This window comes from Serratia sp. N21D137, from assembly GCF_047530005.1.
Classification (GTDB): Bacteria; Pseudomonadota; Gammaproteobacteria; order Enterobacterales; family Enterobacteriaceae; genus Chania; species Chania fonticola_B.
Genome location: NZ_JBLJAJ010000032.1, coordinates 23,402 through 49,626, shown reverse-complemented (window position 1 = coordinate 49,626; position 26,225 = coordinate 23,402). Strand labels below are relative to the sequence as shown.

General features: G+C 55.6%; 26 protein-coding genes. 12 read left to right on the top strand and 14 right to left on the bottom strand.

The genetic code is table 11. The annotated features are described in order from the left end of the window. Window positions 1-5: 5 nt before the first annotated feature. Entirely contained in the window at window positions 6-452 is a 447-nt protein-coding gene (locus tag ACMV5H_RS21025) for a DUF1198 family protein (protein WP_059201588.1), read from the top strand. A 27-nt stretch (window positions 453-479) separates the two neighbouring features. On the opposite strand, the gene ACMV5H_RS21020 is transcribed toward ACMV5H_RS21025, so the two are convergent. Together ACMV5H_RS21020 and ACMV5H_RS21015 are read right to left on the bottom strand one after the other, a co-directional pair. Continuing rightward, entirely contained in the window at window positions 480-818 is a 339-nt protein-coding gene (locus tag ACMV5H_RS21020) for a DUF2002 family protein (protein ID WP_021178947.1), read from the bottom strand. Between the two features lie 103 nt (window positions 819-921). Next, window positions 922-1,926: a helix-turn-helix domain-containing protein gene (locus tag ACMV5H_RS21015; protein WP_414822401.1), complete on the bottom strand. Its 1,005-nt coding sequence runs from the start codon at window positions 1,924-1,926 to the stop codon at window positions 922-924. Window positions 1,927-2,069: 143 nt separating this feature from the next. Between ACMV5H_RS21015 and ACMV5H_RS21010 the strand changes: the two genes are divergently transcribed. Continuing rightward, window positions 2,070-3,098 carry an alpha/beta hydrolase family protein gene (locus ACMV5H_RS21010; protein ID WP_179252120.1) on the top strand — a complete coding sequence of 343 codons (1,029 nt, stop codon included), beginning with the start codon at window positions 2,070-2,072 and terminating at the stop codon, window positions 3,096-3,098. On the opposite strand, the gene ACMV5H_RS21005 is transcribed toward ACMV5H_RS21010, so the two are convergent. Further along, complete coding sequence (locus ACMV5H_RS21005) at window positions 3,058-3,954, bottom strand: LysR family transcriptional regulator (protein WP_021807634.1); 897 nt, start codon at window positions 3,952-3,954, stop codon at window positions 3,058-3,060. The genes ACMV5H_RS21010 and ACMV5H_RS21005 overlap by 41 nt on opposite strands. Window positions 3,955-4,060: 106 nt before the next feature. On the opposite strand from ACMV5H_RS21005, the gene ACMV5H_RS21000 reads away from it, so the two are divergent. Both ACMV5H_RS21000 and ACMV5H_RS20995 read left to right on the top strand, forming a co-directional pair. After that, window positions 4,061-5,440 (top strand): MFS transporter, encoded by a 1,380-nt coding sequence (locus ACMV5H_RS21000; protein ID WP_414822400.1) that lies wholly within the window; start codon window positions 4,061-4,063, stop codon window positions 5,438-5,440. Further along, the gene (locus ACMV5H_RS20995) at window positions 5,440-5,820 is read left to right on the top strand and encodes a DUF4440 domain-containing protein (protein ID WP_179252122.1); all 381 of its coding nucleotides are present in this window, start codon (window positions 5,440-5,442) and stop codon (window positions 5,818-5,820) included. Before ACMV5H_RS21000 ends, ACMV5H_RS20995 begins: the two co-directional genes overlap by 1 nt. 192 nt (window positions 5,821-6,012) lie before the next feature. Here the strand turns inward: ACMV5H_RS20995 and asr are convergent, their stop codons facing one another. Then, a complete protein-coding gene (gene asr, locus ACMV5H_RS20990) occupies window positions 6,013-6,432 on the bottom strand; it encodes an acid resistance repetitive basic protein Asr (protein WP_414822399.1) in 420 nt (139 codons plus the stop codon). Window positions 6,433-6,693: 261 nt separating this feature from the next. Between asr and ACMV5H_RS20985 the strand changes: the two genes are divergently transcribed. Continuing rightward, on the top strand, window positions 6,694-7,002 hold the full coding sequence (locus tag ACMV5H_RS20985) for a DUF883 family protein (protein WP_209530172.1): 309 nt from the start codon (window positions 6,694-6,696) through the stop codon (window positions 7,000-7,002). A 66-nt stretch (window positions 7,003-7,068) separates the two neighbouring features. On the opposite strand, the gene ACMV5H_RS20980 is transcribed toward ACMV5H_RS20985, so the two are convergent. After that, on the bottom strand, window positions 7,069-8,511 hold the full coding sequence (locus ACMV5H_RS20980; protein ID WP_414822398.1) for a PLP-dependent aminotransferase family protein: 1,443 nt from the start codon (window positions 8,509-8,511) through the stop codon (window positions 7,069-7,071). A gap of 99 nt (window positions 8,512-8,610) precedes the next feature. Here ACMV5H_RS20980 and ACMV5H_RS20975 point away from each other — a divergent pair, with 99 nt between their 5' ends. From ACMV5H_RS20975 to nrdF, 5 genes are all read left to right on the top strand, one after another. Beyond that, the gene (locus ACMV5H_RS20975; protein WP_021807628.1) at window positions 8,611-9,042 is read left to right on the top strand and encodes a carboxymuconolactone decarboxylase family protein; all 432 of its coding nucleotides are present in this window, start codon (window positions 8,611-8,613) and stop codon (window positions 9,040-9,042) included. 266 nt (window positions 9,043-9,308) lie between these two features. Continuing rightward, window positions 9,309-9,545, top strand: coding sequence for a glutaredoxin-like protein NrdH (gene nrdH / locus ACMV5H_RS20970; protein WP_414822397.1), 237 nt, complete (start codon window positions 9,309-9,311; stop codon window positions 9,543-9,545). An 8-nt stretch (window positions 9,546-9,553) separates the two neighbouring features. Next, window positions 9,554-9,955, top strand: a complete 402-nt coding sequence (gene nrdI, locus ACMV5H_RS20965) for a class Ib ribonucleoside-diphosphate reductase assembly flavoprotein NrdI (RefSeq protein ID WP_021807625.1) — start codon at window positions 9,554-9,556, stop codon at window positions 9,953-9,955. Next, a complete protein-coding gene (nrdE, locus tag ACMV5H_RS20960; RefSeq protein ID WP_223498264.1) occupies window positions 9,937-12,081 on the top strand; it encodes a class 1b ribonucleoside-diphosphate reductase subunit alpha in 2,145 nt (714 codons plus the stop codon). The genes nrdI and nrdE overlap by 19 nt, the downstream gene beginning before the upstream one ends. A gap of 8 nt (window positions 12,082-12,089) precedes the next feature. Beyond that, complete coding sequence (nrdF, locus tag ACMV5H_RS20955) at window positions 12,090-13,049, top strand: class 1b ribonucleoside-diphosphate reductase subunit beta (RefSeq protein WP_037376549.1); 960 nt, start codon at window positions 12,090-12,092, stop codon at window positions 13,047-13,049. 47 nt (window positions 13,050-13,096) lie between these two features. Here the strand turns inward: nrdF and ACMV5H_RS20950 are convergent, their stop codons facing one another. The 3 genes from ACMV5H_RS20950 to ACMV5H_RS20940 form a co-directional block, all read right to left on the bottom strand. Further along, on the bottom strand, window positions 13,097-13,384 hold the full coding sequence (locus tag ACMV5H_RS20950) for a type II toxin-antitoxin system RelE/ParE family toxin (protein WP_021807622.1): 288 nt from the start codon (window positions 13,382-13,384) through the stop codon (window positions 13,097-13,099). Further along, window positions 13,381-13,671: a CopG family ribbon-helix-helix protein gene (locus ACMV5H_RS20945; RefSeq protein ID WP_021807621.1), complete on the bottom strand. Its 291-nt coding sequence runs from the start codon at window positions 13,669-13,671 to the stop codon at window positions 13,381-13,383. Before ACMV5H_RS20945 ends, ACMV5H_RS20950 begins: the two co-directional genes overlap by 4 nt. Before the next feature lie 139 nt (window positions 13,672-13,810). Further along, on the bottom strand, window positions 13,811-15,163 hold the full coding sequence (locus ACMV5H_RS20940) for a 2-hydroxycarboxylate transporter family protein (RefSeq protein ID WP_414822396.1): 1,353 nt from the start codon (window positions 15,161-15,163) through the stop codon (window positions 13,811-13,813). A gap of 292 nt (window positions 15,164-15,455) precedes the next feature. Here ACMV5H_RS20940 and ACMV5H_RS20935 point away from each other — a divergent pair, with 292 nt between their 5' ends. Together ACMV5H_RS20935 and ACMV5H_RS20930 are read left to right on the top strand one after the other, a co-directional pair. Further along, window positions 15,456-17,048, top strand: coding sequence for a sensor histidine kinase (locus ACMV5H_RS20935; RefSeq protein ID WP_021807619.1), 1,593 nt, complete (start codon window positions 15,456-15,458; stop codon window positions 17,046-17,048). Between the two features lie 17 nt (window positions 17,049-17,065). Next, on the top strand, window positions 17,066-17,752 hold the full coding sequence (locus ACMV5H_RS20930) for a response regulator (RefSeq protein ID WP_179252125.1): 687 nt from the start codon (window positions 17,066-17,068) through the stop codon (window positions 17,750-17,752). A gap of 128 nt (window positions 17,753-17,880) precedes the next feature. Here the strand turns inward: ACMV5H_RS20930 and ompL are convergent, their stop codons facing one another. The 6 genes from ompL to ACMV5H_RS20900 all read right to left on the bottom strand — a co-directional run bounded on the left by ompL (window position 17,881) and on the right by ACMV5H_RS20900 (window position 26,201). Next, window positions 17,881-18,600 (bottom strand): porin OmpL, encoded by a 720-nt coding sequence (gene ompL, locus ACMV5H_RS20925; protein ID WP_071683984.1) that lies wholly within the window; start codon window positions 18,598-18,600, stop codon window positions 17,881-17,883. A 104-nt stretch (window positions 18,601-18,704) separates the two neighbouring features. Further along, the gene (locus ACMV5H_RS20920; protein WP_414822395.1) at window positions 18,705-20,141 is read right to left on the bottom strand and encodes an MFS transporter; all 1,437 of its coding nucleotides are present in this window, start codon (window positions 20,139-20,141) and stop codon (window positions 18,705-18,707) included. A gap of 85 nt (window positions 20,142-20,226) precedes the next feature. Next, window positions 20,227-21,624 carry an MFS transporter gene (locus ACMV5H_RS20915; RefSeq protein ID WP_414822394.1) on the bottom strand — a complete coding sequence of 466 codons (1,398 nt, stop codon included), beginning with the start codon at window positions 21,622-21,624 and terminating at the stop codon, window positions 20,227-20,229. Between the two features lie 80 nt (window positions 21,625-21,704). Beyond that, window positions 21,705-23,732: an alpha-glucosidase gene (locus ACMV5H_RS20910; RefSeq protein ID WP_115160025.1), complete on the bottom strand. Its 2,028-nt coding sequence runs from the start codon at window positions 23,730-23,732 to the stop codon at window positions 21,705-21,707. Window positions 23,733-23,786: 54 nt separating this feature from the next. After that, window positions 23,787-25,130, bottom strand: a complete 1,344-nt coding sequence (locus tag ACMV5H_RS20905) for an L-fucose/L-arabinose isomerase family protein (protein ID WP_071683988.1) — start codon at window positions 25,128-25,130, stop codon at window positions 23,787-23,789. A 27-nt stretch (window positions 25,131-25,157) separates the two neighbouring features. Next, the gene (locus ACMV5H_RS20900; protein ID WP_021807612.1) at window positions 25,158-26,201 is read right to left on the bottom strand and encodes an aldose epimerase family protein; all 1,044 of its coding nucleotides are present in this window, start codon (window positions 26,199-26,201) and stop codon (window positions 25,158-25,160) included. Between the last annotated feature and the right edge of the window lie 24 nt (window positions 26,202-26,225).

The following is a 26,225-nucleotide window of genomic DNA, read 5'->3' as shown; positions in this document are numbered from 1 at the left end:
CATACATGACGTGGATCATCATCGCCGCCCTGATCGTAGTTTTCATTATTGGCTATCGTGTCCTGACCTCCGACACCCGCAAGGCGATAGATTCACTGGCGCATTTGCTGAAAGTAAAACCGATGCTGGTGGAGTCCATGCTGCAGGAAATGGGCAACCGCCACAGCCAAAGCTTTATCCGCATGTTGAACAACGGTTATACCGAAGAGATGCATCAGGCCGCCTATATGCTGTTTATCTACCTGACGTTTATCAAGCAGGCGGACGATGAGCAGATTGGCCTGTGGCGGGAAACGCTGCTGCGCGCCGGGCTGTCGCCGGAACTGCACGCCGAGCACACCGAAGCGGCGCTGTTTTACTTTGCCGAACTGGATCTGGATGCGTTTGAACTGGCGCAGTTCCGCCGGGCCTACAACGAACGCTATAACCGGGAAGCACTGGGCAACTGGTGAAGCTTTCCCCCGCTTACGGGGGAGAGTTTAAAGGAACATGCTGTAGAGATAGCGCGAGAGCGCATCGCGGGAGCTGAAACCGTGAGGAATGCCGTAACGCGTGTTGGGCGTATCACCGCTTAAATCCAGGGGAAACTCAAGATACTGCTCGCTGTTACGCATCAACGAGGTGGGCGTGGCAAAATGGAGGCTCTTCTCTTTCAATGCCGGGTGGATCACCAACGCCATTCTGCCCATTCGCGCTTCCCGATTCACATACACGTAGTGCTCGCCCTTGCGAAAACCGTAGGTCTGATCGGTGACATAATCACGCTCAAAACCGGTACTCTCTAACACCTTAGCCACTTCATCCGGCCGTAAATACATCTATTTCTCCTATCAGTTCTGGGTAGCTTTGCGACCTTACCGTAATCAGGAGATGAAACAATTAATTTATCCGTACTCATTCTGGTTTAGGAATAATCTGCAGCTATTGGCCCCCCGCCTGCTGTCTACGCCATTCGCTGGGGCTCATCCCCTGAACCCGCAGAAACTCACGGTTAAAGTTGGATTTGGTGCTGAAACCGGCCTCCAGCATAATCTCGGTCACCGGGCGATCGCTGCTGCTCAACCACTGCGCCGCTTGCTGAATACGTAATTGATTCACGTATTGGGATACGTTCATCCCCGCTTGCTGGTTAATCGCCTGGGAGACCTTACGTGCCGGTATGCCCACCTTGCGCGCTAACCGGGCCAGGTTCAGCGCCGGTTCCAGATAGAGATCGTCCTGGCGAAGCCGCTGGTTGATCAGTTCAAAGCAGTGCTCATCATCCTCTGTTAGCGCCTCGGTTTTCACTGGTGGCAAGGGCTGTTCTTCGGGTTCCTGCTGTTGGCGCTCACGGCCAAGCACCAATCCTATCCCCAAGACCATCATCACATTGCCAAAGGCCGCCAGTGCGCCAGCATGCCTTCCGGCTAATAGCGAATAATCCAGGGTGATCGCCAACTCGGTCAGGCCGCAGACGATCAGCAGGCCGCCCAATCCGCACCATAAGCGATAGCTCAGCCAACTGTCCGCCAGCGCCACCTGCTGCAAAGCATTCTCACCGCGCCGCAGATACAGCAAAATAGCCGCGCCATAACCGAGATAACCAATAACGATCAGCCCATCCAGCGCTGCCAAGACGCGCCACTGCGCCAATAACACCAATAGCGGGAACGTCAGATGCCCAATAATGCGCCAGCCCATCGGCCCACGGGCTTGCAGCATCAGCACCAGATAACACAAGGGCGGGATCAGGGCGGCCCCCAGCGGTTGTAAAATAGCGACCCAAGGTTGCTGATAGCCAAAACGGATCCCCACCAGCAGGCTTTGCCAGGCGCAGATCAACAGCAACAGCTGTAGCAGCCAACGGTGTGGCCGTGGCCAACCCAAGCGCACGATCAACGCCAGGCACAACAGGCTGAAGAGAAAAGACAGCGGGATAAGCGGCATGTTACCTCTGTGGTTATTCGGGAACGCCCCAGTGTAGTGACCATAATCAGCTAAAACAATTGCTTAACGACCTGGATCGCGATCGAGGTCGCGCCAGGAGAACGCGAATGCGATGGTCTGGTTTTCCCCTTGAAGGAGTCATCATGAAAAAGTTATGGATCTTGTGCCTGCTGTTTAGCAGTGTCGCCACCGCCGCGCCCTGGCAGGTTGCCAGCCGCCTGCAAACGTTTTATAACGGCGATCGCCCATTGGTTAGCCGTATCTATTATCCCACTCATGCCCAAGGCCAGCCGCAACAGGTTGGCGGCAGGCCGGTATTTGCAGGCATCCCTGCTCTGCCAGACGCCCCAACGGCAACCGGGCATTTTCCCTTGATGATCATCAGCCACGGCAGCGGTGGCAACAATAGCAGCCAAGCCTGGCTGGCGAAGGCGTTGGTGGAACAAGGAATGATCGTGGTTGCAGCCAATCATCCGGGCAGTACCAGCGGTGATTCCATCCCGGCAAAATCGCTCGAACTGTGGCAACAAACGCGCGATATCTCGGCGCTGATCGACGCCATGCTCAAGGATGGCACATGGCAGCCGCGGATCAACGCACAGGCCATTGGTGTGGCAGGGCATTCCAAAGGGGGTTACAGCGCGATATCTGCAATTGGCGGCCAAGTCGCGTTAAAGGATTTTATCGCCGGTTGCCAGCGCCAACCTCGCTCGCCTAACTGCCTGTTTTATGCCGATGTTAACAAAAACAGCATCTCTGCCACCCAGTTTGACGCTAATTACACCGATGCCCGCATCCGCTTCGCCATCGCCCTGGACCCAGGCATGGTGCCCTATCTGCAACCGGCCAGCCTGCGCAAAATCAACGCGCCGCTGCTGGTCATCGCCGCACAACGCTTTATGCCGGGCAGCGATCCGGAAAGTCTGGGAGCTGAGTCGTTGGCAACGCACAGCGGGCAGCAGCCAATCAAGGCCGTCGTCTTGCCGGGCAGCAATCACTTCGATTTCTTACAGCTTTGTACCCCAGCCGCCCCAGAGATATTAGCGGAGGAAGGGGAAGCCTTTATCTGTGGATCGTCCCCCACCGAGCGTGAACGCGCCCACCAGCAAACCATCGCTGCCGTGCTGGCTTTTATTCAGCCGTGGCTATCCGCGCCCGCAGGAAATCGATAAACGCTCGGACCTTCTCAGGCACATGGCGCGTGTTGGGATAGAGTGCATAAATGCTCTGTACCGGGAACTGATGATCTGGCAGCAGGTGGCATAACTGCCCGTTGGCAATAACGGGCCGTACCAACCATTCTGGCAGCAGGGCCACTCCCGCCCCCTGTAACGCGAAAGTCAGCAACGCGGTGGCGCTATCGGCCATCAGCCTGGCGTCATCTTCCACCCTGAACAACACCGCCTGACGTTCAGGGGTGAGCACTTGCCAACTCAGCGGCGAAGGGAGGCGGCTGTGGGCCAGCCAGGCAGCCTGAGCCAGTTGAGGCAATGACGCGATCGGCCACCGTGCAAGATAATCCGGAGACGCTACCGGCAAGATAGCGAAGTTATCGATCAGCGCCGCATGATGGTTGGAGTCCGCCAACTGACCCAGACGGATAGCCACGTCAAACCGCTCGGAAATCAGATCCGCGTGATAGGAAGAAGAAACGTGCTGAATGCGTAAGCGCGGATGCAACTGCGCGAAGGCGGCCAAGGCCGGAACCACAACCTGCGCACCATATTCCGGCGTGCTGGTGATGCGCAGAATGCCACTCAAGCCGTGATGATCGCGACGCACATCGTCGAGCAGGTACTCCGCATCTTGTAATAGCCGTTGGCAACGTGGATAAAAACGCTCGCCAGCATCGGTCAGTGACAGCCGCCGCGTACTGCGCACCAGCAATGAAACGCCTAGCTCGCTTTCCAACTGCTTGATATTAAAGCTGACCACCGCCTTGGTTTGCCCCAGTGCCTCCGCCGCAGCGGTAAAACTGCCGGTGTCGACCACCGCCGCAAACATCGCTAATCTGGCTAAATTGAGCATCTTTCACCCACCCACTGTCAAAATATTTTTGACAGTGTAATCGCCCAGCGCCGATTTATCAGCCCTTTCCCGCCCGCTACACTGCACGCCTTCAACCGGAGGCTTCATGGCTTATCGCACTAAAGTGGCAATCGTCTATCTGCTCGGATTCTTTGTCGATCTGATCAACATGTTTATCGCCAACGTCGCCTACCCGGCGATCGGACACGCTTTGCAGGCCAACATCAGCCAACTGGCCTGGATCAGCAACGGTTACCTGCTTGGCCTGACGCTGGTGATCCCGCTCAGCGCCTGGCTAGCGCAACGCATTGGCAAGCGGCAGGTCTTTCTGCTGTCGTTGGTGCTGTTTATGCTGGCAACCACGGCGGCAGGCCGCGCTGGCTCGATCGAAGCACTGATCGGCTGGCGGGTGATACAAGGTATGGGCGGAGGGTTGCTGATCCCGATTGGCCAAACGCTCACCTATCAGCTGTTTCGCAGCCATGAACGCGCCGGGCTTTCTGCCGCCATCATGCTGGTGGGGCTGCTGGCTCCGGCGCTCTCCCCGGCATTGGGTGGCCTGATTGTCGATCATCTTGACTGGCGTTGGGTGTTTTACAGCAACCTGCCGCTGGCGGCACTGGCTTTGCTGTTGGCCGTTCTGTGGCTGCGTAACGAGCCTGCGGCCAGCGAGGTTAAGCGGCTGGACGTCACCGGGCTGATTAGCGCCTGCCTGGCACTTACCTTGATCCTGCTTGGCCTGACCCGTCTGAGCGACCCCCATTTGCTGTTGCAAGGCGCTATCTTGCTGTTCGCTGGGCTGTTGGTGTTTGCTTACTACCTGCGGCACAGCCTGCGCCATCCACACCCGCTGCTGAACCTGCGGTTGGTGCGGGACCCACAATTGCGTATCGCCATGATCGTCTACCAGTGCATCCCTGGTCTGTTCATCGGCGTCAGCCTGGTGGCGATGCTGTACCTGCAAAACCAGCTGGGTATGTCGGCCACTCAGGTGGGCGGGCTGATGGTTCCCTGGTCACTGGCCTCTTTCGCTGCTATCACCCTGACCGGCAAGGTTTTCAACCGTTGCGGCCCGCGCCCGCTGTTTATTGCCGGTTGCGCTTTGCAAGGCCTGGGGATGCTGGCCTTATCGCAGATCGGCGATGCCGGGCAGCATAGCTGGCAAATCTTCGCGTTTGCCTTGATGGGGCTGGGTGGCAGCCTATGTAGCAGCACGGCACAAAGCTGCGCCTTTCTCACCATTGCCGACACCCAGTTGGCCGATGCCAGCGCCCTATGGAATATCAACCGCCAGTTGAGCTTTTGCTTTGGCGTTACCCTGCTCAGCCTGTTGCTCAATCTGTTGCTCGGCCATATGGAAGCGCTCATGGCCTATCGTTACTGTTTTTATCTCGCCGCAGCCAGTACGCTGTTCCCGATGCTGCTGTGCCTGCGTATTACCAACCGCGCCATCGTGCGCCATCTCAACGCTGAACAGGGATCCTGATGAATCGTTATTTTACCGAAGTGATTGACGCCCATGTGGCTATCGCCGACTGGCTGGGAAAAGGGGCTGGGGAACTGCAACCGCTCTTGGCGCGGTTTCAGGCAGATTTTTGCATGATTGCCCTAAACGGCAGCAAGCTGGGGTCCAACGAACTGGAGGGATTTTTCCAGGCGCATCGGGCTGCAAAGCCGGGGCTGGAGATTGCGATCGAAGAAATGAAGATGGTCGCAGAATGGCCAACGGGGGCCATAGTCAACTATCGCGAGAAGCAAACGCTGCCAGGCCAACCTGCGACCCTGCGTTATTCCACCGTGGTCTTTACTCAGACCGCAGACGGGCTACGCTGGCTGCACCTGCACGAAACGCCTATCGGGCAATAATTACAGGAAGCTGCTGGCCAGGAACAATTGCCAGGCAACCACCAGACCACATAGCGTGACGGCACTGAAGATCACTTCAAACAGGTAGCGGTTCATCATGATGACCTCACCTCAAAAGAAGACACCCGGAAAACCGGGTGTCAGAGTATTCAGCAGAGGAGGCGGAACCTTTGACGGCTCCGCTATCTTCACTTATTTAGCTGCAGGAGCTGCGGCTTTCTTGCTTGATTTGTGGTGTTTTTTAGCAGCCTGAGCTTTCTGAGCTACTGGAGCTTTGGTCGCGGCAGCTTTGTGGTGTTTTTTAGCGGCCTGAGCTTTTTGAGCGGGTTTGGTGGCGGCTTTGTGATGCTTTTTGGCAGCCTGAGCCTTCTGAGCTACTGGCGCTTTTTTGCTGTGCTTTTTAGCGGCCTGAGCTTTCTGCTCTGGTGCTTTTTTGGTGGCTTTCTTGTGTTCTTTCTTGTGGTGAGTCGCTTTAGCTGGAGCTTTCTCAGCCGCAGGAGCCGCAGTAGTAGGAGCCGCAGTAGGTGCCGGTGCAGCCGCAGTATCAGCAGCGAAAGCAACAGAAGACAGGCCCATGGTGGCAGCAACGATCAGCGCTAATACTTTTTTCATCTTTAAATCCTCAGATTGTGTTTTTCGGTAAGCCCGGTTGGGCCGTTGAGGAGATAATAGAGGAATCAATTCGCCGTTTCCGTGAGTGATTGGTTTCGCTGAGTAACCAAATGTACAGAGCTTGTCGCCAGGCCCTTAGGCGGGGATAAGCCCCGAAAAAAGCTTCGTTTTTCGCGGGGATAGCCATTAATTTTCGTGATCGCCAGCACACTTCTCAAAATGGTCTACACTTAAAGGACATGTGTCGTAACGGAGAGTCGAATGTTTAACAAGACAGATAAAGTAGAACGAGACATCGATCAGGACGTGAACCTGCTGGCCGATACGCTGGATGAAGTATTACGTGACTCCAGCAGCAAGACCAAAGAAGAACTGCATGAACTGCACAGCAAGGCAAAAGGGATATTACGCGATGCCCGTGCACGCTTCAGCGGTTCCAGCAGCCTGACACAACATGCTCGCGACGTAGCCGGCAATGCCGATAGCTATGTACGAGAAAAACCTTGGCAGGGCGTAGGCATCGGTGCCGCTGTTGGTATCGTCCTCGGCGTCTTGCTTGCACGGCGTTAACCCATGTAGCTGGTTTTAACCATAAAAACAAATGTGCGTCTGGCCCACGGTTTTCCGTGGGCCGCTTTATTTTCCGCCCTCGATAATCGCCGCCAGCCGGTCCACCGCGCGCTCCGCTTCGCTATAGCTGGTGAAGTTGCCAAAGCCCATCAATAAACCATTATCGGCAGGCGTAGACATCTGCCAATCCGACAATGCCTGTATCGACAACCCCTGTTGCCAAGCTCTCTTTGCCAGCTCACTGTCATTGAGCCCAGCTTGCAAATGCGCCAACATCTGGATGCCCCCGGCCTGCGGTGCCACCGTCAAATAGTCTGCAAGCCGCTGTGTCAAGGCCTGCACCAACCATGCGCGCCGCTGGCGATACAGCAACCGCATGCGCTTCAGATGGCGGTAAAAATGCCCGCCGTTGATAAAATCGGCCACTCCGGCTTGCAGTAACGGTGGGCAACCGCAGCCTCGCAGCTGGCTACAGCGCTCAAAAGCCGCCGTCTGCTCTGCGGGCACCACCAGATAGGCCATGCGTAACGCCGGAAACAGGGTTTTGCTGAAGGTCCCGGCGTACAGTACCCGCCCCTGACGATCGAGGCTTTTTAACGGCGGCAAAGGTTTGCCGTAGTAGCGGCATTCGCTGTCGTAATCGTCTTCGATGATCCATGCCGAGTGACGGGTTGCCCAATCCAGCAGCGCCATACGCCTGGCCAGGCTGAGGGTAACGCCCAGCGGGCTTTGGTGAGTCGGCGTCAGCACCGCCATGCGGGCGTCTGGCCGGGTGGCAATACCGGCGTCAATATCCATCCCCTCCTCATCAACCGGCACTGGGACAATTTGCATGCCGGCGGCGCTAAACAGCGGCTGGGTAACCGGATAACCAGGGTCTTCCAGCCAGACCGCCTCTCCCGGTTTCAACAACGCGTTGATCACCAGCTCTAGCAAAGCCTGATAACCCGCACAGATAAATACCTGTTCCGGCCGACAGACAATGCCACGGGAAAGGTGCAGGTAATGCACGATTGCCTCGCGCAGTTCCGGCAGGCCATTAGGTTGCGGGTGTGCCAGTGAAGCCATCGTGGTGCCACGCAGTTGCCGGGCAACGATGCGCTGCCATACCGCCCGTGGGAAGGCATCCAGCGCGGGCAGGCCAAGCTGGAAGGGTTGAGTCGGCCCGGCGGGATGAGACTGAAATGCGGAGGGCGCCGGAGTCGCCAAGGGGGGTACCGCTGACAGCTTGGGGCGCTCAGGCATTTTCAGCAACTGGGAGGAAACATAGATTCCCGCCTGGCCCCGGCTTTGCAGAAAACCTTCAGCCACCAGCGCAGAGTAGGCATTTTCTACCGTCGCACGTGCTACCCCCAAATCGCTTGCCAAGCCGCGTACCGAAGGTAAACGGCTGTTAGCCACCAGGGTTCCCTGCACGATCGCGTCTTTGATCCGCAGATAGATCTGTCGGTATAGGGGCTCGGCCAGTTGGGGATCCAGCCGTAGGGCAGCAAAAATAGGGCGTGTCATGGCCTGGTTAAATAATCATTTTATGGCTCTATAGCATAGTCCATATCGCGGCTAAAGTAGCGCCATACATTGGTTACGTCATTAATCCGAGGTTTGAACATGATCAAGCAACGTTTGCAGTACGCCGAACTGTCACCGGCCCCTTATAAAGCCATGGTGAGCGCATTGGGCGGGCTAGAGAAAGGCCCGCTGGATAAAGCGATCATTGAGCTGATGTTTATGCGCGTTTCGCAGATCAACGGCTGCGCTTTTTGCCTGGATATGCACGGCAAAGCGCTGCGTGCAGGGGGAGCGAACCACGCCAAGCTGGATACGTTGGCGGGCTGGCGCGTCAGCCATGAATTCAGCGAGGCAGAACGTGCCGCGTTGGAATGGGCCGAAGCGGTGACCCTGATTGCGGCAACCGGCGCACCGGACAGTGCCTTTGACGCCCTGAAAGCCCATTTCAGCGATGCCGAAATCAGCGATCTGACCTTTGCCATCAGCATTATGAACGCCTTTAACCGCCTGGCAGTCAGCATGCGGCAGTAATTTTGCTGGCCGGGGCAACCCGGCCTGCTCGATCCTCATCGCAAAAAATATTTCCCCACCGCTTTTCCAGCCTCGGCGCGGCCTGCGCCCAAAAAACCGAAAAACACCACATATAGTGGTGTTGATAATACAAATATCCACATATAGTATTCATTCATCAACACAGGGGGAAACGCTTGGGTTGGTGACGCCGTCAGAAACGCCCTATCATGCTCAACTTTCTGACTTATCCGCCTTTCCTTCAATACAAAAGGTAAATGCGAATCATGAGTATTATTATTTACACCAAACCAGATTGTGTCCAGTGCAATGCCACCTACCGTGCTCTGGATAGGCAAGGGATCGACTATCGCGTGGTCGATCTGACTCAGGATCAGCAGGCGATGAACCACGTTAACTCACTGGGCTATCAACAAGTTCCGGTGATTATCGCCGGTGACGATCACTGGTCTGGTTTCCGCCCGGACAAGATCGGCGCGTTAGCCAACGCCCTAACCTCCTGAGGTGTGCCATGGATCCGCTGGTCTACTTCTCCAGCAGTTCGGAGAACACCCACAGATTCGTTGAGAAGCTGGCACTGCCCGCGATACGCATCCCGATCGCGGGCAGTAAAAAAGTACTGATGGAGCACCCTTATATCCTGATCGTGCCCAGTTACGGCGGCGGCAGCAGCGTCGGTGCCGTACCGATCCAGGTGATCCGTTTTCTCAATGATCCGCAGAATCGCGGTTACCTGCGCGGTGTGATTGCCGCAGGTAACACCAATTTCGGCGCCGCGTATGGCATCGCCGGTGACATCATCGCCAAAAAATGCCAGGTACCGGTGCTTTATCGATTTGAGCTACTCGGCACCACACAAGACGTCGCAATCGTTCAACAGGGAGTCACCGCATTTTGGCAACGACAGAACTGACCAGGTCCGCCAGCGCCACGCTGGATTACCATTCGCTCAACGCGATGCTCAACCTTTATGACGCAGAAGGGCGCATCCAGTTCGATAAGGATCGGCTGGCCGCCAGGCAATACTTTTTGCAGCACGTGAACCAAAACACCGTGTTCTTCCACAATCTGGCGGAGAAATTGCGCTATCTGGTGGATGAGGGATATTACGAAGCAGCGGTGCTGGAGCAGTATGAGTTCGCCTTTATCAAGCAGCTGTTCCAACAGGCCTATGCCAGGAAATTCCGCTTCGAGACCTTCCTCGGCGCCTTCAAGTATTACACCAGCTATACGCTGAAAACCTTCGATGGCCAGCGCTATCTGGAACGCTATGAAGACCGAGTGTGCATGGTTGCGTTACGGCTGGCGGCGGGTGATACCGCGCTGGCGCAGGATCTGGTGGAAGAGATCATCTCCGGGCGCTTCCAACCCGCAACCCCCACTTTCCTCAACTGCGGCAAACAGCAGCGCGGCGAGCTGGTTTCCTGCTTCCTGCTGCGTATTGAAGACAATATGGAGTCGATTGGCCGCGCGGTGAATTCGGCACTGCAACTCTCCAAACGCGGCGGCGGTGTGGCCTTTCTGCTGAGCAATATCCGCGAGGTTGGCGCACCGATCAAGCGCATTGAGAACCAGTCCTCCGGGGTGATCCCGATAATGAAAATGCTGGAGGATGCCTTCTCTTACGCCAATCAACTGGGGGCACGTCAAGGCGCCGGAGCGGTGTATCTGCACGCCCATCATCCCGATATTCTGCGCTTCCTGGATACCAAGCGGGAAAATGCCGACGAAAAAATCCGCATCAAAACCCTGTCGCTGGGGGTGGTGATCCCGGATATCACCTTCGAGTTGGCAAAAAATAACGAAGAGATGTACCTGTTCTCTCCCTATGATGTGCAACAGGTGTACGGCGTACCGCTGTCTGAGATCAGCGTTAGCGAAAAATACCGTGAGATGGTGGATGACAAACGCATCCGCAAATCCCGCATCAACGCCCGTGAGTTTTTCCAACTGCTGGCGGAGATCCAGTTCGAATCCGGTTATCCGTACATGATGTTTGAAGATACGGTCAACCGCAGCAATCCGATCGCCGGGCGCATCAATATGAGCAACCTGTGCTCGGAGATCCTGCAGGTTAACAGCGCCAGCCGGTACCATCAGGACCTGAGCTATGCCGAGATCGGCAAAGATATCTCCTGCAACCTGGGTTCGCTGAACATTGCCAAAGCCATGGATGCGCCAGACTTCGGCAAGGCGGTGGAAACCGCGATCTACGGGCTGACGGCGGTAGCGGATATGAGCGATATCGGCTCGGTGCCGTCTATCGCCGCCGGGAATCAGGCTTCTCATGCCATCGGCCTGGGCCAGATGAACCTGCACGGCTATCTGGCGCGCGAACGCATCTTCTACGGTTCGGACGAAGGCATCGACTTCACCAATATCTACTTCTACACCGTGACCTACCACGCCCTGCTCGCCTCCAACCGGCTGGCAATAGGACGCGGCAGCAGTTTTGCCGGTTTCGAGAACTCCACCTACGCCAGCGGGGAGTATTTCAGCAAATACATCGAGCAGGAGTGGCAGCCAAAAACCGCGCGGGTACGCGAACTGTTTGCCAACGCCAATATCGCCATACCTGGGCGTGAGGAATGGTTGGCACTGCGCGCTGCGGTGATGATGCACGGGCTGTATAACCAGAACCTGCAGGCGGTGCCGCCTACCGGCTCCATCTCCTACATCAATAACTCAACCTCCAGCATCCATCCGATCGTCTCACGCATCGAGATCCGCAAGGAGGGCAAGATTGGCCGGGTCTATTACCCAGCCCCCTACATGACCAACGACAACCTGGAGTATTACCAGGACGCCTACGAAATTGGCCCGGAAAAGATTATCGATACCTACGCCGCCGCCACGCAGCATGTGGATCAGGGGCTGTCGCTGACGCTGTTCTTCCGCGATACCGCCACCACCCGCGATATTAACCGCGCGCAAATCTACGCCTGGCGTAAAGGCATCAAGACCATTTATTACATCCGTCTGCGCCAGATGGCGTTGGAAGGCACCGAGGTGCAGGGCTGCGTGTCCTGCGCGCTGTGAGGAAGATTATGACAATGCAACGAGTGCAGGCCATCAACTGGAACAAGATTGATGACGACAAGGATCTGGAGGTGTGGAACCGGCTGACCAGCAACTTCTGGCTGCCGGAAAAGGTGCCGCTGTCGAACGATATTCCGTCCTGGGCCACGCTGACCGCCAAGGAACAACAGCTCACCATCCGCGTATTTACCGGGCTGACGCTGCTGGACACCATCCAGAATACCGTTGGCGCACCGGCGCTGATCGCCGATTCTATTACCCCGCACGAAGAGGCGGTGTATTCCAACATCAGCTTTATGGAGGCGGTACACGCCCGTTCCTACAGTTCGATATTCTCCACCCTGTGCCAAACCCGGGATGTTGACGAGGCTTACCGTTGGAGCGAGGAAAACGCCACGCTACAGAAAAAGGCCAGCATCATTCTGGCGCACTATCGCAGCGACGATCCGCTGTTGAAAAAGGTCGCCAGCGTGTTTCTGGAGTCGTTCCTGTTCTATTCCGGCTTTTACCTGCCCATGTACTGGTCGAGCCGGGCCAAGCTGACCAACACCGCCGATCTGATCCGCCTGATCATTCGCGATGAAGCGGTGCATGGCTACTATATTGGCTACAAGTTTCAGAAAGGCCTGGAGCAGGCCAGCCCAGCCCGCCGCCAGCAGGTGAAGAACTTTGCCTTCGATTTGCTGCAGGATCTCTACGACAACGAGGTACGTTATACCGAAGAGCTCTACGACGGGGTGGGCTGGACGGAAGAGGTGAAAACCTTCCTGCACTATAACGCCAACAAGGCGCTGATGAATCTGGGCTACGAGGCGTTGTTCCCACCGGCAATGGCACAAGTAGACCCGGCAATCCTGTCGGCGCTGTCACCCAACGCCGATGAGAACCACGATTTCTTCTCCGGCTCCGGCTCTTCCTACGTGATGGGCAAGGCGGTGAATACCGAAGATGAGGACTGGGAATTCTGAGCCTGATAGGGAACAGGATGCTGCGCCTCTAGCTAAAACCTCAACAATTAATAACCCAGTTCCTTCTGGCTACGGATGGCCAGAACAAATACCGTATCAATATCGGGCACGTACTTATAAAGCGCCAAATATCCTCGCGTTTGCTGGCCAATAATCAACTCACGCGTTCCTGAGCCAAGTGGCCTGCCAATCAACGGATTATGTTCCAGTACCGTAATCGCCTGGATAATCTCCTGAATTCGCTGCCCGGTATCGGCTACCTCATAATGCGCCAAATGGTCGAGAATACGCTCGATATCATCCCTGACCTCTGGCGCCAACTCGATTTTGGTCATCGCCCCCCCAGTTTTTTCGCTACAGGCTGGGTGGCCGTGCTATTTCCGGCTACATAGCTTTCCAGATAACCGCGCATATCGTCCCAGGAAATGGTCTCACCCGTGGCGATAATGTTGGCATAACGCTGTTCCGCCTGTTCCTCGAAATCGCGACGTAACTCTTCCCGCTGAGTTTTTTCCGTAATAGCCTGCAGAATAAAACTGTGAGAACTCACGCCAACCTTGTCTGCTGCGGCCGCGACGCGAGCTTTAAGTTCTTCAGGCAGGCGGATGGTGGTGGTTGACATGGTCAAACCTCGGCGATGACAAAAAATGTAGCTCAATTGTGCTACACCACTCTTGAATACTCAATAGCTATGGTTGTTTTTTCATCAGCAAGAGTCATTTAACCTCACCGCTAGCCCCCTTTAAACATACAAGGGGTAATCAATAGAAATGCGACAGCATCAGCAGCGACAGCGAAACGTTGATCGCTCCGCCGATGCGCGTTGCGATTTGGGCGAAGGGCATCAGTGACATCCGGTTGCCCGCCGTCAGGATCGCCACGTCACCGGTTCCGCCTTGTCCACTCTGGCAGCAGGAAACAATGGCCACGTCGATCGGATGCATACCAATCTTCTTGCCAACCAGGAAACCGGTGGCAACCAGCGTGCTTACCGTGGCCACGATCACAATCAGGTTCTGTACGGTGAAGGCATCCACCAGCTCTTGCCACGGCGTAATAGCAACCCCTACGGCAAACAGGATCGGATAGGTCACGGCGGTGCGGAAGAATTTATACACCACCTGCGATCCTTGCTGAATACGTGGCGAAACGCCGTGTGCCAGCTTCACCGCCACCGCGGCAAACAGCATCCCCACCGGGGCCGGTAAGCCGATCAGCCGGTGTAACAACATACCCACCATATACAGCAGGATAGCCAGCAGCGCGCCACAGGCGATAGTGGCAACATCCACATTACCCCTCAGTTTCTCCGTTGCCGCGACCTCGCTATCACCCTGCTTGCTCGGCATCAGGCTGCCTTCGCCGGTAAGGTGCGGATAGCGTTTCCCCAATTGGTTCAGCAGGCCAGCAATCACGATCGCCGTCAGGCTGCCCAACATCACGATCGGCAGGATACGCCCCAAAGCTACGCCCTGCTCCATATGCAAAATGGCGGCATAGCCCATCGACAATGGGATCGCCCCTTCCCCCACGCCACCGGCCATGATCGGCAGGATCAGGAAGAAGAAGATCTGGAACGGATCCAGGCCCAACGCCATACCCACCGCCATCCCGACCAGCATACCGGCAACCTCACCGCACAACATCGGCACAAAGATACGCAGGAAGCCCTGGATCAGCACCTGGCGGTTCATGCTCATAATGCTGCCGACGATGATGCAGCAGATGTAGAGATAAAGAATATTGGTCGACTTGTAGAATTTGGTGGTGGATTCAACCACCACGTCCGGCAGCAAACCATAGTGCACCAGTGCGGAAGGTATAAAGGTGGCGCAGATGGCGGCAGCCCCCATTTTCCCCACCAGCGGCAGACGCTTGCCAAACTCACCACAGGCAAAGCCGAAGAACGCCAGCGTCGCCACCATCACCACGATATCGCTGGGTAATTTCCCTGCCAGGCAATCGAGCAGGATCAGCACTCCGGCCAGCACGAAGAAGGGCAGCGGTATAATTCCTATTTTGTAATTATCCAGAATATGCCACCACTTTTCGCGCAGCGGAATATCGGCAGTTTTATCTTTGGTAGCGAGGTAGGAATCATCGGTTGTGCTCATAATCTGGCCTCTTATTGTTTGTTCGGCCATCATAGAGAAACGCTTGGAGTCACCGCTGTGATTTTGTTCAAAATAAACAAGGGTTTTTAATGGGGATTATGGTTTCTATGGTGTTAATACGATTTATGTAAAATAACCTGTGGAGTTAATGGGTTTAATAATAGGTTTGTTTTCATTCCTCCTTACAATAAAGCCGTGCCGCTGCTCACAACTTGATCTTGGGCAATATTACTTCAAGGGCGACTCATGATAGGGTAGTCACCCAAACGGACACCAGGACTCGCGGCAAACCATGCACATCAAACTCTCTTTTCATATCAAGCTGTTCCTGTGCCTGGTCGCCTTTTCCTGCGTGTTGCTGACGCTGATCGGGGTTTACACTTACTACAAACTGGATGCGCAGTTGCACCGGGATCTGGGTGCCCGCGCCCAAGTGCAGGCACGTGAGATTGCGCTGATCCCCTCCCTGGTCACCGCAGTTGAAAATAACGACACGCAATATATCGCTACACTGATGAAAAAAATCCGCGCCAGCAGCGATGCCAGCTATATTGTGATCGGCGATAGCCATACCATTCACCTTTACCATTCCGAACACGCCGACCGTTTGGGCACCCCCATGGTGGGGGGCGATAATAAAGAAGTGCTGGAAGGCAAAAGCATTATCTCGATCCGCAATGGGGGGATCGGTATTTCATTACGCAGCAAGGCACCGATTGTGGATGACAATAACCGGGTGATCGGTATTGTTTCCGTCGGGTATCTTAAATCCCATATCGACAGTTTAAATGCCCATACGCTGACCCAGATCGTGGCCTCGATCGTTTTGCTATTGATGGCACTGTTTATCTTTTCCTGGCTATTATCGAAAAACCTGAAACGCCAGATGTTTTCATTAGAGCCGAAAGAGATCGCGCTGCTGGTGCGCCAGCAAAAAGCCCTGCTGGAAGCTATCTATGAAGGGGTGATCGCCATAGATCCGCAACTGCGCATCATCACCATTAACCACGCCGCGCGTGAGCTGCTGGACCTGCGCCAACCGGCCAATAATCTGTTGGGCCAGCATATCGGTGAGATCATCCAGTCGCAGCCCGATTTCTTTGCCGCTACGCAGCTGGGGCACGACACCCATGACGAGGTGTGCCGTTTCAACCATGTGCGAGTCATTGCCAGCCGGGTGCGGATCATGCAGGAAGATGAGCTACAGGGTTGGGTGATCAGCTTTCGCGACAAGAACGACATCAACACCCTCAGCAGCCAGCTTAGCCAGGTAAAACGCTATGCTGACAACCTGCGCATCATGCGCCACGAACAGCTGAACTGGACGGCCACGCTCGCTGGCTTGCTGCATATGCAACGTTATGACGAAGCCGTCCGCTATGTGGAGGCCCAGTCGGAAGGTGCGCAGGAGATCCTCGATTTCATTTCCCAGCGCTTCAGCTCCGCCGCCTTGTGTGGCCTGCTGTTGGGCAAATACTCCAGCGCACGGGAAAAAGGCATTGAACTCCGCTTCGACCCCGCCTGCCAGCTGCGCCAAATCCCCGCCGCGCTGAATGAAACCGAGCTGATGTCGATTATTGGCAACCTGTTGGATAATGCGTTCGATGCTACGCTGCGTTGCGCAGCGCCGCACGAAGCGGTAGAACTCTATATCAATGACAGCAGCAACGAGCTGGTGATCGAAGTGGCCGATCGCGGCACCGGGATTGCACCGCAGGTTCGTGATACGCTGTTTGAACAAGGCGTGACAACCAAAGATAAGGGCGACCACGGTATCGGCCTGCACCTGGTGGCCAGCCACGTCGCTCAGGCACATGGCAGCATCGAAGTGTCGGACAACGATCCGCACGGCGCCATTTTCTCGCTGTTTATCCCCAAAGCTTAAGCACCCGGATCCGACCTATGCAACCTGAGACACTGGACGTTCTGATCGTGGAAGACGAGCCGCAACTGGCTACGCTACACGCCGAATTTCTTGAGAAACATTTCAACCTGCGGGTGGTGGCCTATGCCGCGACCCTGGCGGAAGCCAGAGCAAAAGTGAATGCTCACCAGCCCCGGTTGATCCTGCTGGACAACTTTCTGCCGGACGGCCAGGGGATTGCGCTAATGGAAGAAGCCGCGGTGAAAAAGCCCGGCTGCTCGGTGATTTTTATCACCGCCGCCAGCGATATGAATACCTGTAGCCAGGCGATCCGCAACGGGGCCTTCGACTACATCATCAAACCGGTATCCTATAAGCGGCTGCGCAATTCGCTGGAACGCTTTATGCAGTTTGTGCAGACCCAACGCACCTTCAAGGTCATCGACCAGAGCAGCGTCGATGCGTTGTATAACCTGCAGTCCAAGCAGTTTTCCAACGAGCCCAGCGCCAAAGGGATTGAAACCATTACTCTGGAGTTGGTGCAGGCATTGTTCATCGAGCAACCGGAGGTAGCCCACGCGGTGGAAGACGTGGTGTCACACGCCGGCATTAGCAAAACCACCGCACGCCGCTATCTGGAATACTGCGTAGCAACCCAGTTTGTGCACGTTGAAATGCTCTACGGCAATATCGGTCATCCTCGTCGTCTATACCGCAAGGCTTAGGCTGACATCTGCCTGTCATATTGCGGGGTTATGCTGATTCACAGATATCCCCTTCGATATCGGCATCAATGTTACATTCAGCTCTTTTTACCCGGCCAAGACTTGGCCGGGTTTTTTATTGGTGTGGCTTAAAAGGTATACCGCAACCCTACGCGGATACGATACTGCTCCTTATTATAATCGTTCCAGCGGTCCAACCATTGCAGCTCCAGATAGGGCATCCAATGGGTATCGATTTTATAGCTGAACTTATTGGTGATCTCCCAATGGTGACTCTTGCCATTCTTACTGTGGAAATCGTTAACCCGGATAAAGTAATGTGGCTCGAAGGTATAATTTAACTCATCGCTGAGCTTAAAGTTCCAGTAGTTGGCAATTTCATGGGTATCATTACGTGCTGGGTTGCCGTTAAAATCGATGGAATCGTAGTTATTATGGTTATAGCGATAACGCACGGTCAGGTTGAAAAACGGCAGGAATTTATAGTTGTTGTCCAGATAGATAGCACCGCCAGAACCCGCACTACTCGAGTTGACCAGGCCACCAGGAGACACCGTCCATTTATCCGTTGGCCGGAACAATGGATACCAACCCTCCAGCTCGTTATAGCTGTGCTTAAGCTGATCAAACTTGCCAATGTTATAGGCGTTGGTGGCCATCACACCGGCTCCACCATCAAAATTATAGCCGCCGCGCAGGATGATTTCGTTTAATTCAGAGGCGGTATTATAAGCCTCTCGAGTTTCCAGATAGGCACGCCCGGCCTGAGCGCTGGCTGAGGCAAACAACGCCGCCACCAGCAGTATCGTCTTGGTTTTATTGCTGCCAGAACCCCAGAAAGTAGACATGGTTAAATTTCCTTGTGACATTGTTCCTGATAAAAGCCTGCAGAAATCCCGCCGTCATGCCGTTAGGCATGACAGCTGTGCGTTATTATTGGTAATGCTGTGGCTTAGACTTCTTTGATTATTGCCGTATTGATTGCCGGATGAGGCTCGGCCTGTTGGTCGCGGTTTCCTTTTTTGTGATTAATCTCGGTGATGATTTGCATAAATAGCTGCTCATTCAACTTATAGAAAAACCCCATCATGACGGCGGCAACCATCGCCAATACGCAGGGATAAATAAAGATTAACTCGTGCAGGCCTTTCAGCACCGAGGCAGACTGCTCAACATTCGGTATGTAGCCGATCTGCGTCAGCATAATGCCCGGTAACAATCCGGCTAGCGCGGCGGAGATCTTGCGTGAAAAGGTATAGCCGGTATACACCGAGCCTTCCGCGCGGATGCCGGTTTTCCATTCGCCGTAATCAACGGTATCGGGCACCAGCGCCCAGTTCAGGCTGTTGACGAAGGCCGTGCCGAAGAAGGCCATACAGGAGAACGCTACGAAAGAGAGCGAGCTGTCGCCCCAGGCGTAGTTACACAGATCTCCCAGGCACCACAGCAACAGGCCACCCAGGTAGACCCGCTTTTTACCAAAACGCTTCACTGCCGCTGGCACCATCAGCACGCCAATCAAAATGCAGCCCATGCTGAAAAAGCCCATATAGGACAGCAAATGGATATCGTGCAATACGTATTGGGTGTAATAGACCTGGATCGCCAACTTGATATTAAACGCTGCCAGCGTACACAGGTTTGCAATGCACAGCACCAGCAATGGCGGGTTCTGGAAAATGGCGCGGAAGGATTTGAAGATGCCAGGTTTATGATGCGCCGGTACCACATCAACATAGCGCTCTTTGACCCCGGCATGGCACCACCACATGCAAAACACACCACAGGTCGCAAACACCACTGCGGCAACCAGATAGCCTATCTCCGGGCGTGAAGTGAACAACATCTGGATCGGGACAAAGCCCACGGTGCATAACAGCAGCCCCAGCGTTGCACCTCCCTGCCGCCAAGCGGCAAGGTGCGCACGCTCCTGCGGGTTTTTGGTGATGGCTGGCACCATCGCCCCATAGGAGCAGTTCATCAGGCTGTAGAACAAGCCGAACAGCATAAACAGTACGGTGGCCAGGACGGTTTTGGTATTCAGGCTGAACCCGCTATTGAGGAAGTTGGCCACGGCCAGCAAGGCTACTGGCAGCGAGGCATAGAAGATAAACGGCCTGAACTTGCCCTTGGCACCGATATTACGCCGGGAATCCAGCAGCACGCCGGTCAGCATATCGGTGAAGGCGGTGAAGAATTTGGCGATCAAAAAGATCACGCCGCCGTAGATGGCGGGTAATCCCAGAATATCGGTATAGAACTTCAGCAAATACAGGGTACCGATACACAGCATCAGGTTGGAACCGAAGTCCCCCATGCCGTAGGCGAACTTTTCGCGCAGCGGCAACCGTAGCGTAACGGGATCTTGGTAGGATAGAGAGTTGGCCATCTGGCAGATCCTTATTATTGTCTTACACCCTGCGTCTTTCTTGTTACAAGGGCGAATACATTCGCCCCGATTAACACCTGGCTGCTTATAGCGCCGGGCTTGGTACCCGCTTGCGCTCTTCCAGCTCACCGACGATCTTGAGGTAGTTCTTCTCCGTCAGGTGATAGAACAGCCCCATGGTCAATGCGGTCAGCACGGCCAGGCCACAGGGATAGAGGAAGATCAGCTGCCGTAAGCCTTCCAGCGTGCCAGGCCCCTGCGCCACGTTGGGAACATAGCCGATATAGGCCAGCATCACGCCAGGGAAGAAGCCTGCCAACCCTTGGGAAACCTTGCGAAAGAAGGTAAAGCCGGTATAAACCGTGCCTTCCGAACGCACGCCGGTTTTCCACTCACCGTATTCCACGGTGTCCGACACCAGCGCCCAGTTGAGGCTGTTGACGAAGGCCGTACCGAAGAACGCCAGGCAGGAGAACAACACAAACAGCATGGAGGTATTGCCCCACATATAGTTCATGGCATCGCCCAGGATCCACAGCGACAGGCCACCCAGATAGACGTTTTTCTTGCCAAAGCGTTTCACCACCGTCGGAACCAGCAGCACCCCAAGCAGGATGCAGCCCATGCTGAAGAAACCCATATAGGACAGCAGGGTGATATCGTTGAGGACGTATTGGGTGTAGTAAATCTGGATCGCCAGCTTGATGTTAAAGCCCGCCAGCGTGCACAGGTTGGCCACGCACAGTACGAACAGCGGTTTGTTACCGGCGATAGCCTTGAAGGACTGCAACAGACCCGGCTTGGGTGCACCCGGTTTCGGGATCTCGACATAACGCTCTTTGACACCGGAATAGCACCACCACATACACAGCATGCCGACGAAAGCGAAGATAGCCGCCCCCACTAGATAACCCACCTGTGGGCGCCCGTCAAACAGCGACAGGATCGGCACAAACGCTACGGTACACAACAACAAACCCACCGTCGCCCCGCCCTGCCGCCAGGCAGCCAGTTGCGCCCGTTCCTGCGGGTTTTTGGTCATCGCAGGCACCATCGCGCCGTAGGAGCAGTTCATCATGCTGAAGAACAGCCCGAATGCCATAAAGATCAGCGTGGCGATCACCGTTTTAATGGTGACATCCAACGAAGCGCCCACGCCGATAAAATTGGCCACCACCAGCAACGCCACCGGCATTGAGGCATAAAGAATAAATGGCCGGAACTTGCCTTTGGGGCCAATATTGCGCCGGGAATCGAGCATCAGCCCGGTCCCCATGTCGGTAAAGGCGGTAAAAAAACGCGAGATAAGAAAGATCAGCCCGCCCCACGCGGCGGGGATCCCCAACACGTCGGTATAGAATTTCAGCAGATACAGCGTGCCGACACACAACAGCAGGTTGGAACCGACATCGCCCATGCCATAGGCGAATTTCTCGCGCAGGGGCAATATCAGCTTCACCGGATCCTGGTTAGCTTCACTCATGGTGATTCTCCTTGGAAAACACCTATTCCCAGAGATAGCCGCCCTTGCCGGTTGGGCTACGGGCGGCTGACAGTTGGTGATTACAGCGTGCGTAGCGAGGCAAACAGCTCCGCCCATTCGCTATCCGCCCGATAGAACACCGGCGGTTGGCCCATTGGTGCTGCTATCGTCACCTCTGCCCCTCCGCTATGCCGCTCACCGGTCCACAGGTTGATCCAGCTATCCTGCGGCAGGTAGAGCGTCCAGTCGGTGCGCCCTTCTTCATGCACCGGAGCCACCAGCAGATCGCGGCCAAACAGGTATTGGTATTTCAGGCTGTAGGTGTGAGCATCGTCTTCATAATGCAGGAACAGCGGGCGCATCACCGGTAAGCCGGACTGCGCATTGAGCGCCACCGCCTGCTTGATGTACGGCTTGAGGGAGGTGAAGACCTGACTCATGCGGGCAAACTGGCGGATGGTTTCCACATCATGATCGAACTGCCAGTTATCATCTGGGCGGTTACCTTCATGGGTACGCATCATCGGCGTGAAAGCGCAGAACTCGCACCAGCGCATCAGCAGTTCTTTGCTGCGTTTCATCTCAAACAGCGTGGTATAACCGCCGATATCGCTGTGGTGCAGACCGTGGCCGGTCATCGCCAACGACAGCGCCGCCGGGATCACCGAAGCCAGGCCGTCGTCCAGGCTCCAGTCCACGTTCTGGTCGCCCGCCCACATCATCACCGAATACTTCTGGCTGCCGGTGTAGCCCGCGCGCATAAAGAATAGGATCTCGCCCAGCTTGCCGCATTCTTCCAGCGCGTCGTAGTTGCACTTGGCCCACAACGCTGGCCAGGCGTTATGCATGATTTCCGCATCGATGCCGTTATGCAAAACGGTATCGGTCGGCAGATATTCGCCGAAGTCCGCCATCCAGCCGTCGAGGCCAAACTCGATCAGGTTCTTTTTGATGACGTTCTTGTACCAGTCATAAGCTTCTGGCTTGGTGAGATCGACTACGCCAGCATAAAACTCGCCAAATTCGACCTGATAATCTTTACCATCGTAATCCTTGGTCAGATAGCCTTTCTCGGCTGCCTCGGCATACAGCTCTTTCTCGATGGCCACATAAGGGTTGATGTACCCCAGGAAATGTACCCCCTCTTTTTTCCACTGCGGGATGCGTTTATCCAGCTCCGGGTACAGCTCGCTGTCCCAGCGCCAGTTCCACATCAGGCGTTTGCCAAAAGAGGTGATCCGCCGTCCTTCCCAGTCCTGCGCCCAGATCCCGCTAACCTTGACACCGTGCTCGCGCATCACGTCCAGCTTCTGTTGGCAGACCTCGGTGCCGCCCTGAATGCCCAGGATGACGCCGTCATACACCCAGTCCGGCAGTTCCGGCTGGCGGCCAAGCAACGCGGTCAGCTTTTCCAACAGGCTGATGTAGCTGTCGGCGCAGTCAAAGCGCAACACCGCCTGATCCTGCCAGATCGCCAGTTCATGGAACTCTGGGGCAGAAAAATCGAAGTTCATGTAGCAGCTGTTTTCTACGTGGCAGTAATATTTCTGGCTACTGACAAACGTCGGCTGCGGGAAGAAGGTCCAGTAGTAATCACCACCGGCGTTTTCCTGGCAGTCTGCCTGCCAGGTAACGTAGGTCTGCTTGTTACGCCCAACCCCCTGCTCGCTGGTCCATAACGGGAAAGGCTTGCCGCGTAGATCGAAATAGGAAAACTGTTCGCCGCAGCCATAAACGTGATCTTGCTGCCGGGCAGCCAGGCGCAACCACATGCGGTTGTTCTGCTCATCGCTGTTGCGCAGCTGCATTTCCAACCGCCCTTGCGCATCGGTAGTGATTGCCAGCGTGCACTGGGCCACATCGCCCCGGCTAAAGCGGATCAGCCAGCCTTTGCCCTGCGGGACGATCTGGGTTTCGGTCAGCGCCAGTTTTTCACTGAGCTGGTCTTTGATGCTGAAGTTGCCGCGGAACATCTCGATATCCGCCTTGCCGCGCCCAATCCACAGGCACGGAGCCGCAGCCGTGTGTTGTATCAGCACACGCTGCTGAAAGGTCAACGTAAATCCACCTGCGTGTTGCGTGAGTTCCAAGCCTTGCTGAGAAACCATGATCCATTCTCCAAAAGGTTAAATGCCGTATTTTTCCAAGCGTTGGTCGCCCGCTCAGGTCAGTTCAATCACGTCCAAACCAAGCAGACCGGCCACTTTGCGCAGCAGCGGGCGGTGCTCGCCGTAAACCAGCGAGGTGTGGTGCTCCATACCCGCCGCAATCAGGCGCTGGCGGTAAGTGTCTGCATCCACATCCAGGCGCGCCGTCCCGGCTGTGCCGGAAAACGCCAGCGGAGCCTTGATCATTTCGCCACCGGCCAGCATCAGGCGCAGCTTGCCCTCACCCTGAGTGATGCGGCATAGCGTGATGCGCCCCGGTTTGAGAGCAAACTCAGACAGCAGAGGAAGCTTGCGGTTGGAGTGGATGGTGGCCTGCACCGGGCCATCGCGATCGGCCATTTCGATCGGTGCCTGCCCGCAGTGCCAGAACACCACGCTGTTATCCTGCGGATCGATATCCACCAGGTCGGTATTGAACGCCGCATTGCCAGAGGCCCACTGCGCCATCAGCGAAGAGAGCACGCCAAACATGTCGGCTTCACAGCCACACGGCACTTTATCTTCGTTCATCAACGCCAACGCCCCGCAGGCAGCGCAGCCGTAATCGGTAAAGAAATCCGGCCAACAGCGCACGGCAATGCCGGTGTAACCTTCACGCTGCGCTTTTTCACGCAGGGCAGAGTAAACCTTGAGCGTTTTGCGGGTGGCCGTTTGATCCATCTCTGCCAGGTTAGGGAAATCCTTGGCACGGCGCGCATAAGGCGCATCGGCCACGCTGTCCGGCAGCGCCTTCACCTCTTCAATAAATTCCAGCACCGGCTGGCGAGTCACCTCAACGCCAAAGTGCTGCGTCAGTTGCTGCTGGTTGTAGTTACAGGCGTCAAAACCCAGCGGGTGTTCACCAATCACCATCACCTTGGCCTGTTTGAAGCGCTTAACGATCGCCGCGGCCTGCGCCAACTGCTGTAATTCGTTAATCACCCGGCTGTCGTCCGGCAGGCCGTGCAGCGTTTGCACGTTGATGGCTTCACGGCTCAGGGCATGGCAAGCCAGATTCACCCCGCAGAAAGAGTTCAGACGCAAACGGCCACCGGTACGGGCCTCCGGGAATGACCACATCGCAGTGGGCACCGGGAAATCTCGCACCACTTCGGTGGTGAGGGAGGCATCGGTAAAGGTCACTTGCAGGATCAGTAGCAGATCGAGATCGGCCTGTTTGAGTGCGGGCAGTATTTGCAGAGCCGATTCGGCATCAAACTGTAATACCGGTTCCCCCACCAGCTCGATATCCATCCCGCTCAGCGCCTGCCAGGCTTGCGCCAGCATCTCTTGCGCGTAGGGCACATCGAAGGTCGCGCGGCCAAGCGCCAACACGCCCACTTTTGCTTTATTTTTCATCACATTGCTTCCAGTAATCGAATAAATCTATGCCACGGTGCTGAAGCGGTGTTCAGTCTGGCTGTAATAGTTTTCCCCTGGGCGCAGCACCACGTTGCCAAAATGGGCGTGGTGAATGCTGTCTGGGAACGCCTGGGTTTCAAGGCAGATGCCGGAAAACGCCTGATAGCGATGGCCAGCCTTGCCATTCCAGATCTTGTTGGAAAGCTTGAAGGCGTTATAAAACTGCACGCCCGGCAGCGAGGTGTGTACTTCCATCACTCGCCCGGTCTGCGGACAAATCAGGCTGGCGGCGGGATGCAAAGCACCATCGCCAGGTTTAAGCACGTAGTTCATATCAAAATCCTGCGCCGGGCGGTGCAGCATGGCGTCCCCAAGACGACGGGCGTTGCGGAAATCAAATGCCGTCCCGGCAACACGGCGGATTTCACCGGTGGGCAGCATGGTGGTTTCATCTACCGGCGTCATAAAGTCGGCGTCGATCTTGAGCTGCTGATCGTGGATCAGGTGCTGATGCCCGCGCAGGTTGTAGTGGCTGTGATTAACCAGGTTGACCAGCGTCGGCTTATCGGTCTGTGCCTCAAAGCTCAGCGTCATCACGTTATCTTCCGTCAGGCCGATGCGGTGGCTAACCTGCAGATTGCCCGGATAGCCTTCCTCACCATCGATAGAGGTACGGCTGAAAATAATGCCGTCGCCGTCTTCCTGTGCCTGCCAGACATATTTGTCAAAACCCCGACGTCCGCCGTGCAGGTGTTGTCCGGTAGGAAGCTCGTTGGTGGCCAGAATAGATTCCTGACCGTCGATGCTGAAACGGCCACCAGCAATACGGTTGGCACAGCGCCCGGCAATCGCGCCGAAGAACGGATGCCCGGCCTGATAAGCCGCCAAATTGTCGAACCCCATCACGACATCTTCCGCTTGCCCATGGCGATCCGGCACCCAAAGCTGAGTAATGATGCAGCCGTAATCGGTCACACACAGCCGCATCCCGTTGGCATTGGTCAGCGTGAAAAGGGAAACGGCCTGCCCTTGATGTTCGCCAAAATGCTGGCGTTGAATGGTTGTCATAATCTGTGCCCTATGGTGAGCGCG

Bases quoted from the DNA above. Each gene is read 5' to 3' on its own strand.
- ACMV5H_RS21005 (WP_021807634.1), bottom strand. From the start codon at position 3,954: ATGCTCAATTTAGCCAGATTAGCGATGTTTGCGGCGGTGGTCGACACC.
- ACMV5H_RS20930 (WP_179252125.1), top strand. From the start codon at position 17,066: ATGCAACCTGAGACACTGGACGTTCTGATCGTGGAAGACGAGCCGCAA.
- ACMV5H_RS20920 (WP_414822395.1), bottom strand. From the start codon at position 20,141: ATGGCCAACTCTCTATCCTACCAAGATCCCGTTACGCTACGGTTGCCG.
- ACMV5H_RS21025 (WP_059201588.1), top strand. From the start codon at position 6: ATGACGTGGATCATCATCGCCGCCCTGATCGTAGTTTTCATTATTGGC.
- ACMV5H_RS20950 (WP_021807622.1), bottom strand. From the start codon at position 13,384: ATGACCAAAATCGAGTTGGCGCCAGAGGTCAGGGATGATATCGAGCGT.
- nrdI (WP_021807625.1), top strand. From the start codon at position 9,554: ATGGATCCGCTGGTCTACTTCTCCAGCAGTTCGGAGAACACCCACAGA.
- ACMV5H_RS21000 (WP_414822400.1), top strand. From the start codon at position 4,061: ATGGCTTATCGCACTAAAGTGGCAATCGTCTATCTGCTCGGATTCTTT.
- ACMV5H_RS20910 (WP_115160025.1), bottom strand. From the start codon at position 23,732: ATGGTTTCTCAGCAAGGCTTGGAACTCACGCAACACGCAGGTGGATTT.
- nrdF (WP_037376549.1), top strand. From the start codon at position 12,090: ATGACAATGCAACGAGTGCAGGCCATCAACTGGAACAAGATTGATGAC.
- ACMV5H_RS21020 (WP_021178947.1), bottom strand. From the start codon at position 818: ATGTATTTACGGCCGGATGAAGTGGCTAAGGTGTTAGAGAGTACCGGT.
- ACMV5H_RS20900 (WP_021807612.1), bottom strand. From the start codon at position 26,201: ATGACAACCATTCAACGCCAGCATTTTGGCGAACATCAAGGGCAGGCC.
- asr (WP_414822399.1), bottom strand. From the start codon at position 6,432: ATGAAAAAAGTATTAGCGCTGATCGTTGCTGCCACCATGGGCCTGTCT.
- ACMV5H_RS20935 (WP_021807619.1), top strand. From the start codon at position 15,456: ATGCACATCAAACTCTCTTTTCATATCAAGCTGTTCCTGTGCCTGGTC.
- ACMV5H_RS20945 (WP_021807621.1), bottom strand. From the start codon at position 13,671: ATGTCAACCACCACCATCCGCCTGCCTGAAGAACTTAAAGCTCGCGTC.
- ompL (WP_071683984.1), bottom strand. From the start codon at position 18,600: ATGTCTACTTTCTGGGGTTCTGGCAGCAATAAAACCAAGACGATACTG.
- ACMV5H_RS20975 (WP_021807628.1), top strand. From the start codon at position 8,611: ATGATCAAGCAACGTTTGCAGTACGCCGAACTGTCACCGGCCCCTTAT.
- ACMV5H_RS21015 (WP_414822401.1), bottom strand. From the start codon at position 1,926: ATGCCGCTTATCCCGCTGTCTTTTCTCTTCAGCCTGTTGTGCCTGGCG.
- ACMV5H_RS21010 (WP_179252120.1), top strand. From the start codon at position 2,070: ATGAAAAAGTTATGGATCTTGTGCCTGCTGTTTAGCAGTGTCGCCACC.
- ACMV5H_RS20985 (WP_209530172.1), top strand. From the start codon at position 6,694: ATGTTTAACAAGACAGATAAAGTAGAACGAGACATCGATCAGGACGTG.
- ACMV5H_RS20915 (WP_414822394.1), bottom strand. From the start codon at position 21,624: ATGAGTGAAGCTAACCAGGATCCGGTGAAGCTGATATTGCCCCTGCGC.
- ACMV5H_RS20995 (WP_179252122.1), top strand. From the start codon at position 5,440: ATGAATCGTTATTTTACCGAAGTGATTGACGCCCATGTGGCTATCGCC.
- ACMV5H_RS20905 (WP_071683988.1), bottom strand. From the start codon at position 25,130: ATGAAAAATAAAGCAAAAGTGGGCGTGTTGGCGCTTGGCCGCGCGACC.
- nrdH (WP_414822397.1), top strand. From the start codon at position 9,309: ATGAGTATTATTATTTACACCAAACCAGATTGTGTCCAGTGCAATGCC.
- ACMV5H_RS20940 (WP_414822396.1), bottom strand. From the start codon at position 15,163: ATGAGCACAACCGATGATTCCTACCTCGCTACCAAAGATAAAACTGCC.
- ACMV5H_RS20980 (WP_414822398.1), bottom strand. From the start codon at position 8,511: ATGACACGCCCTATTTTTGCTGCCCTACGGCTGGATCCCCAACTGGCC.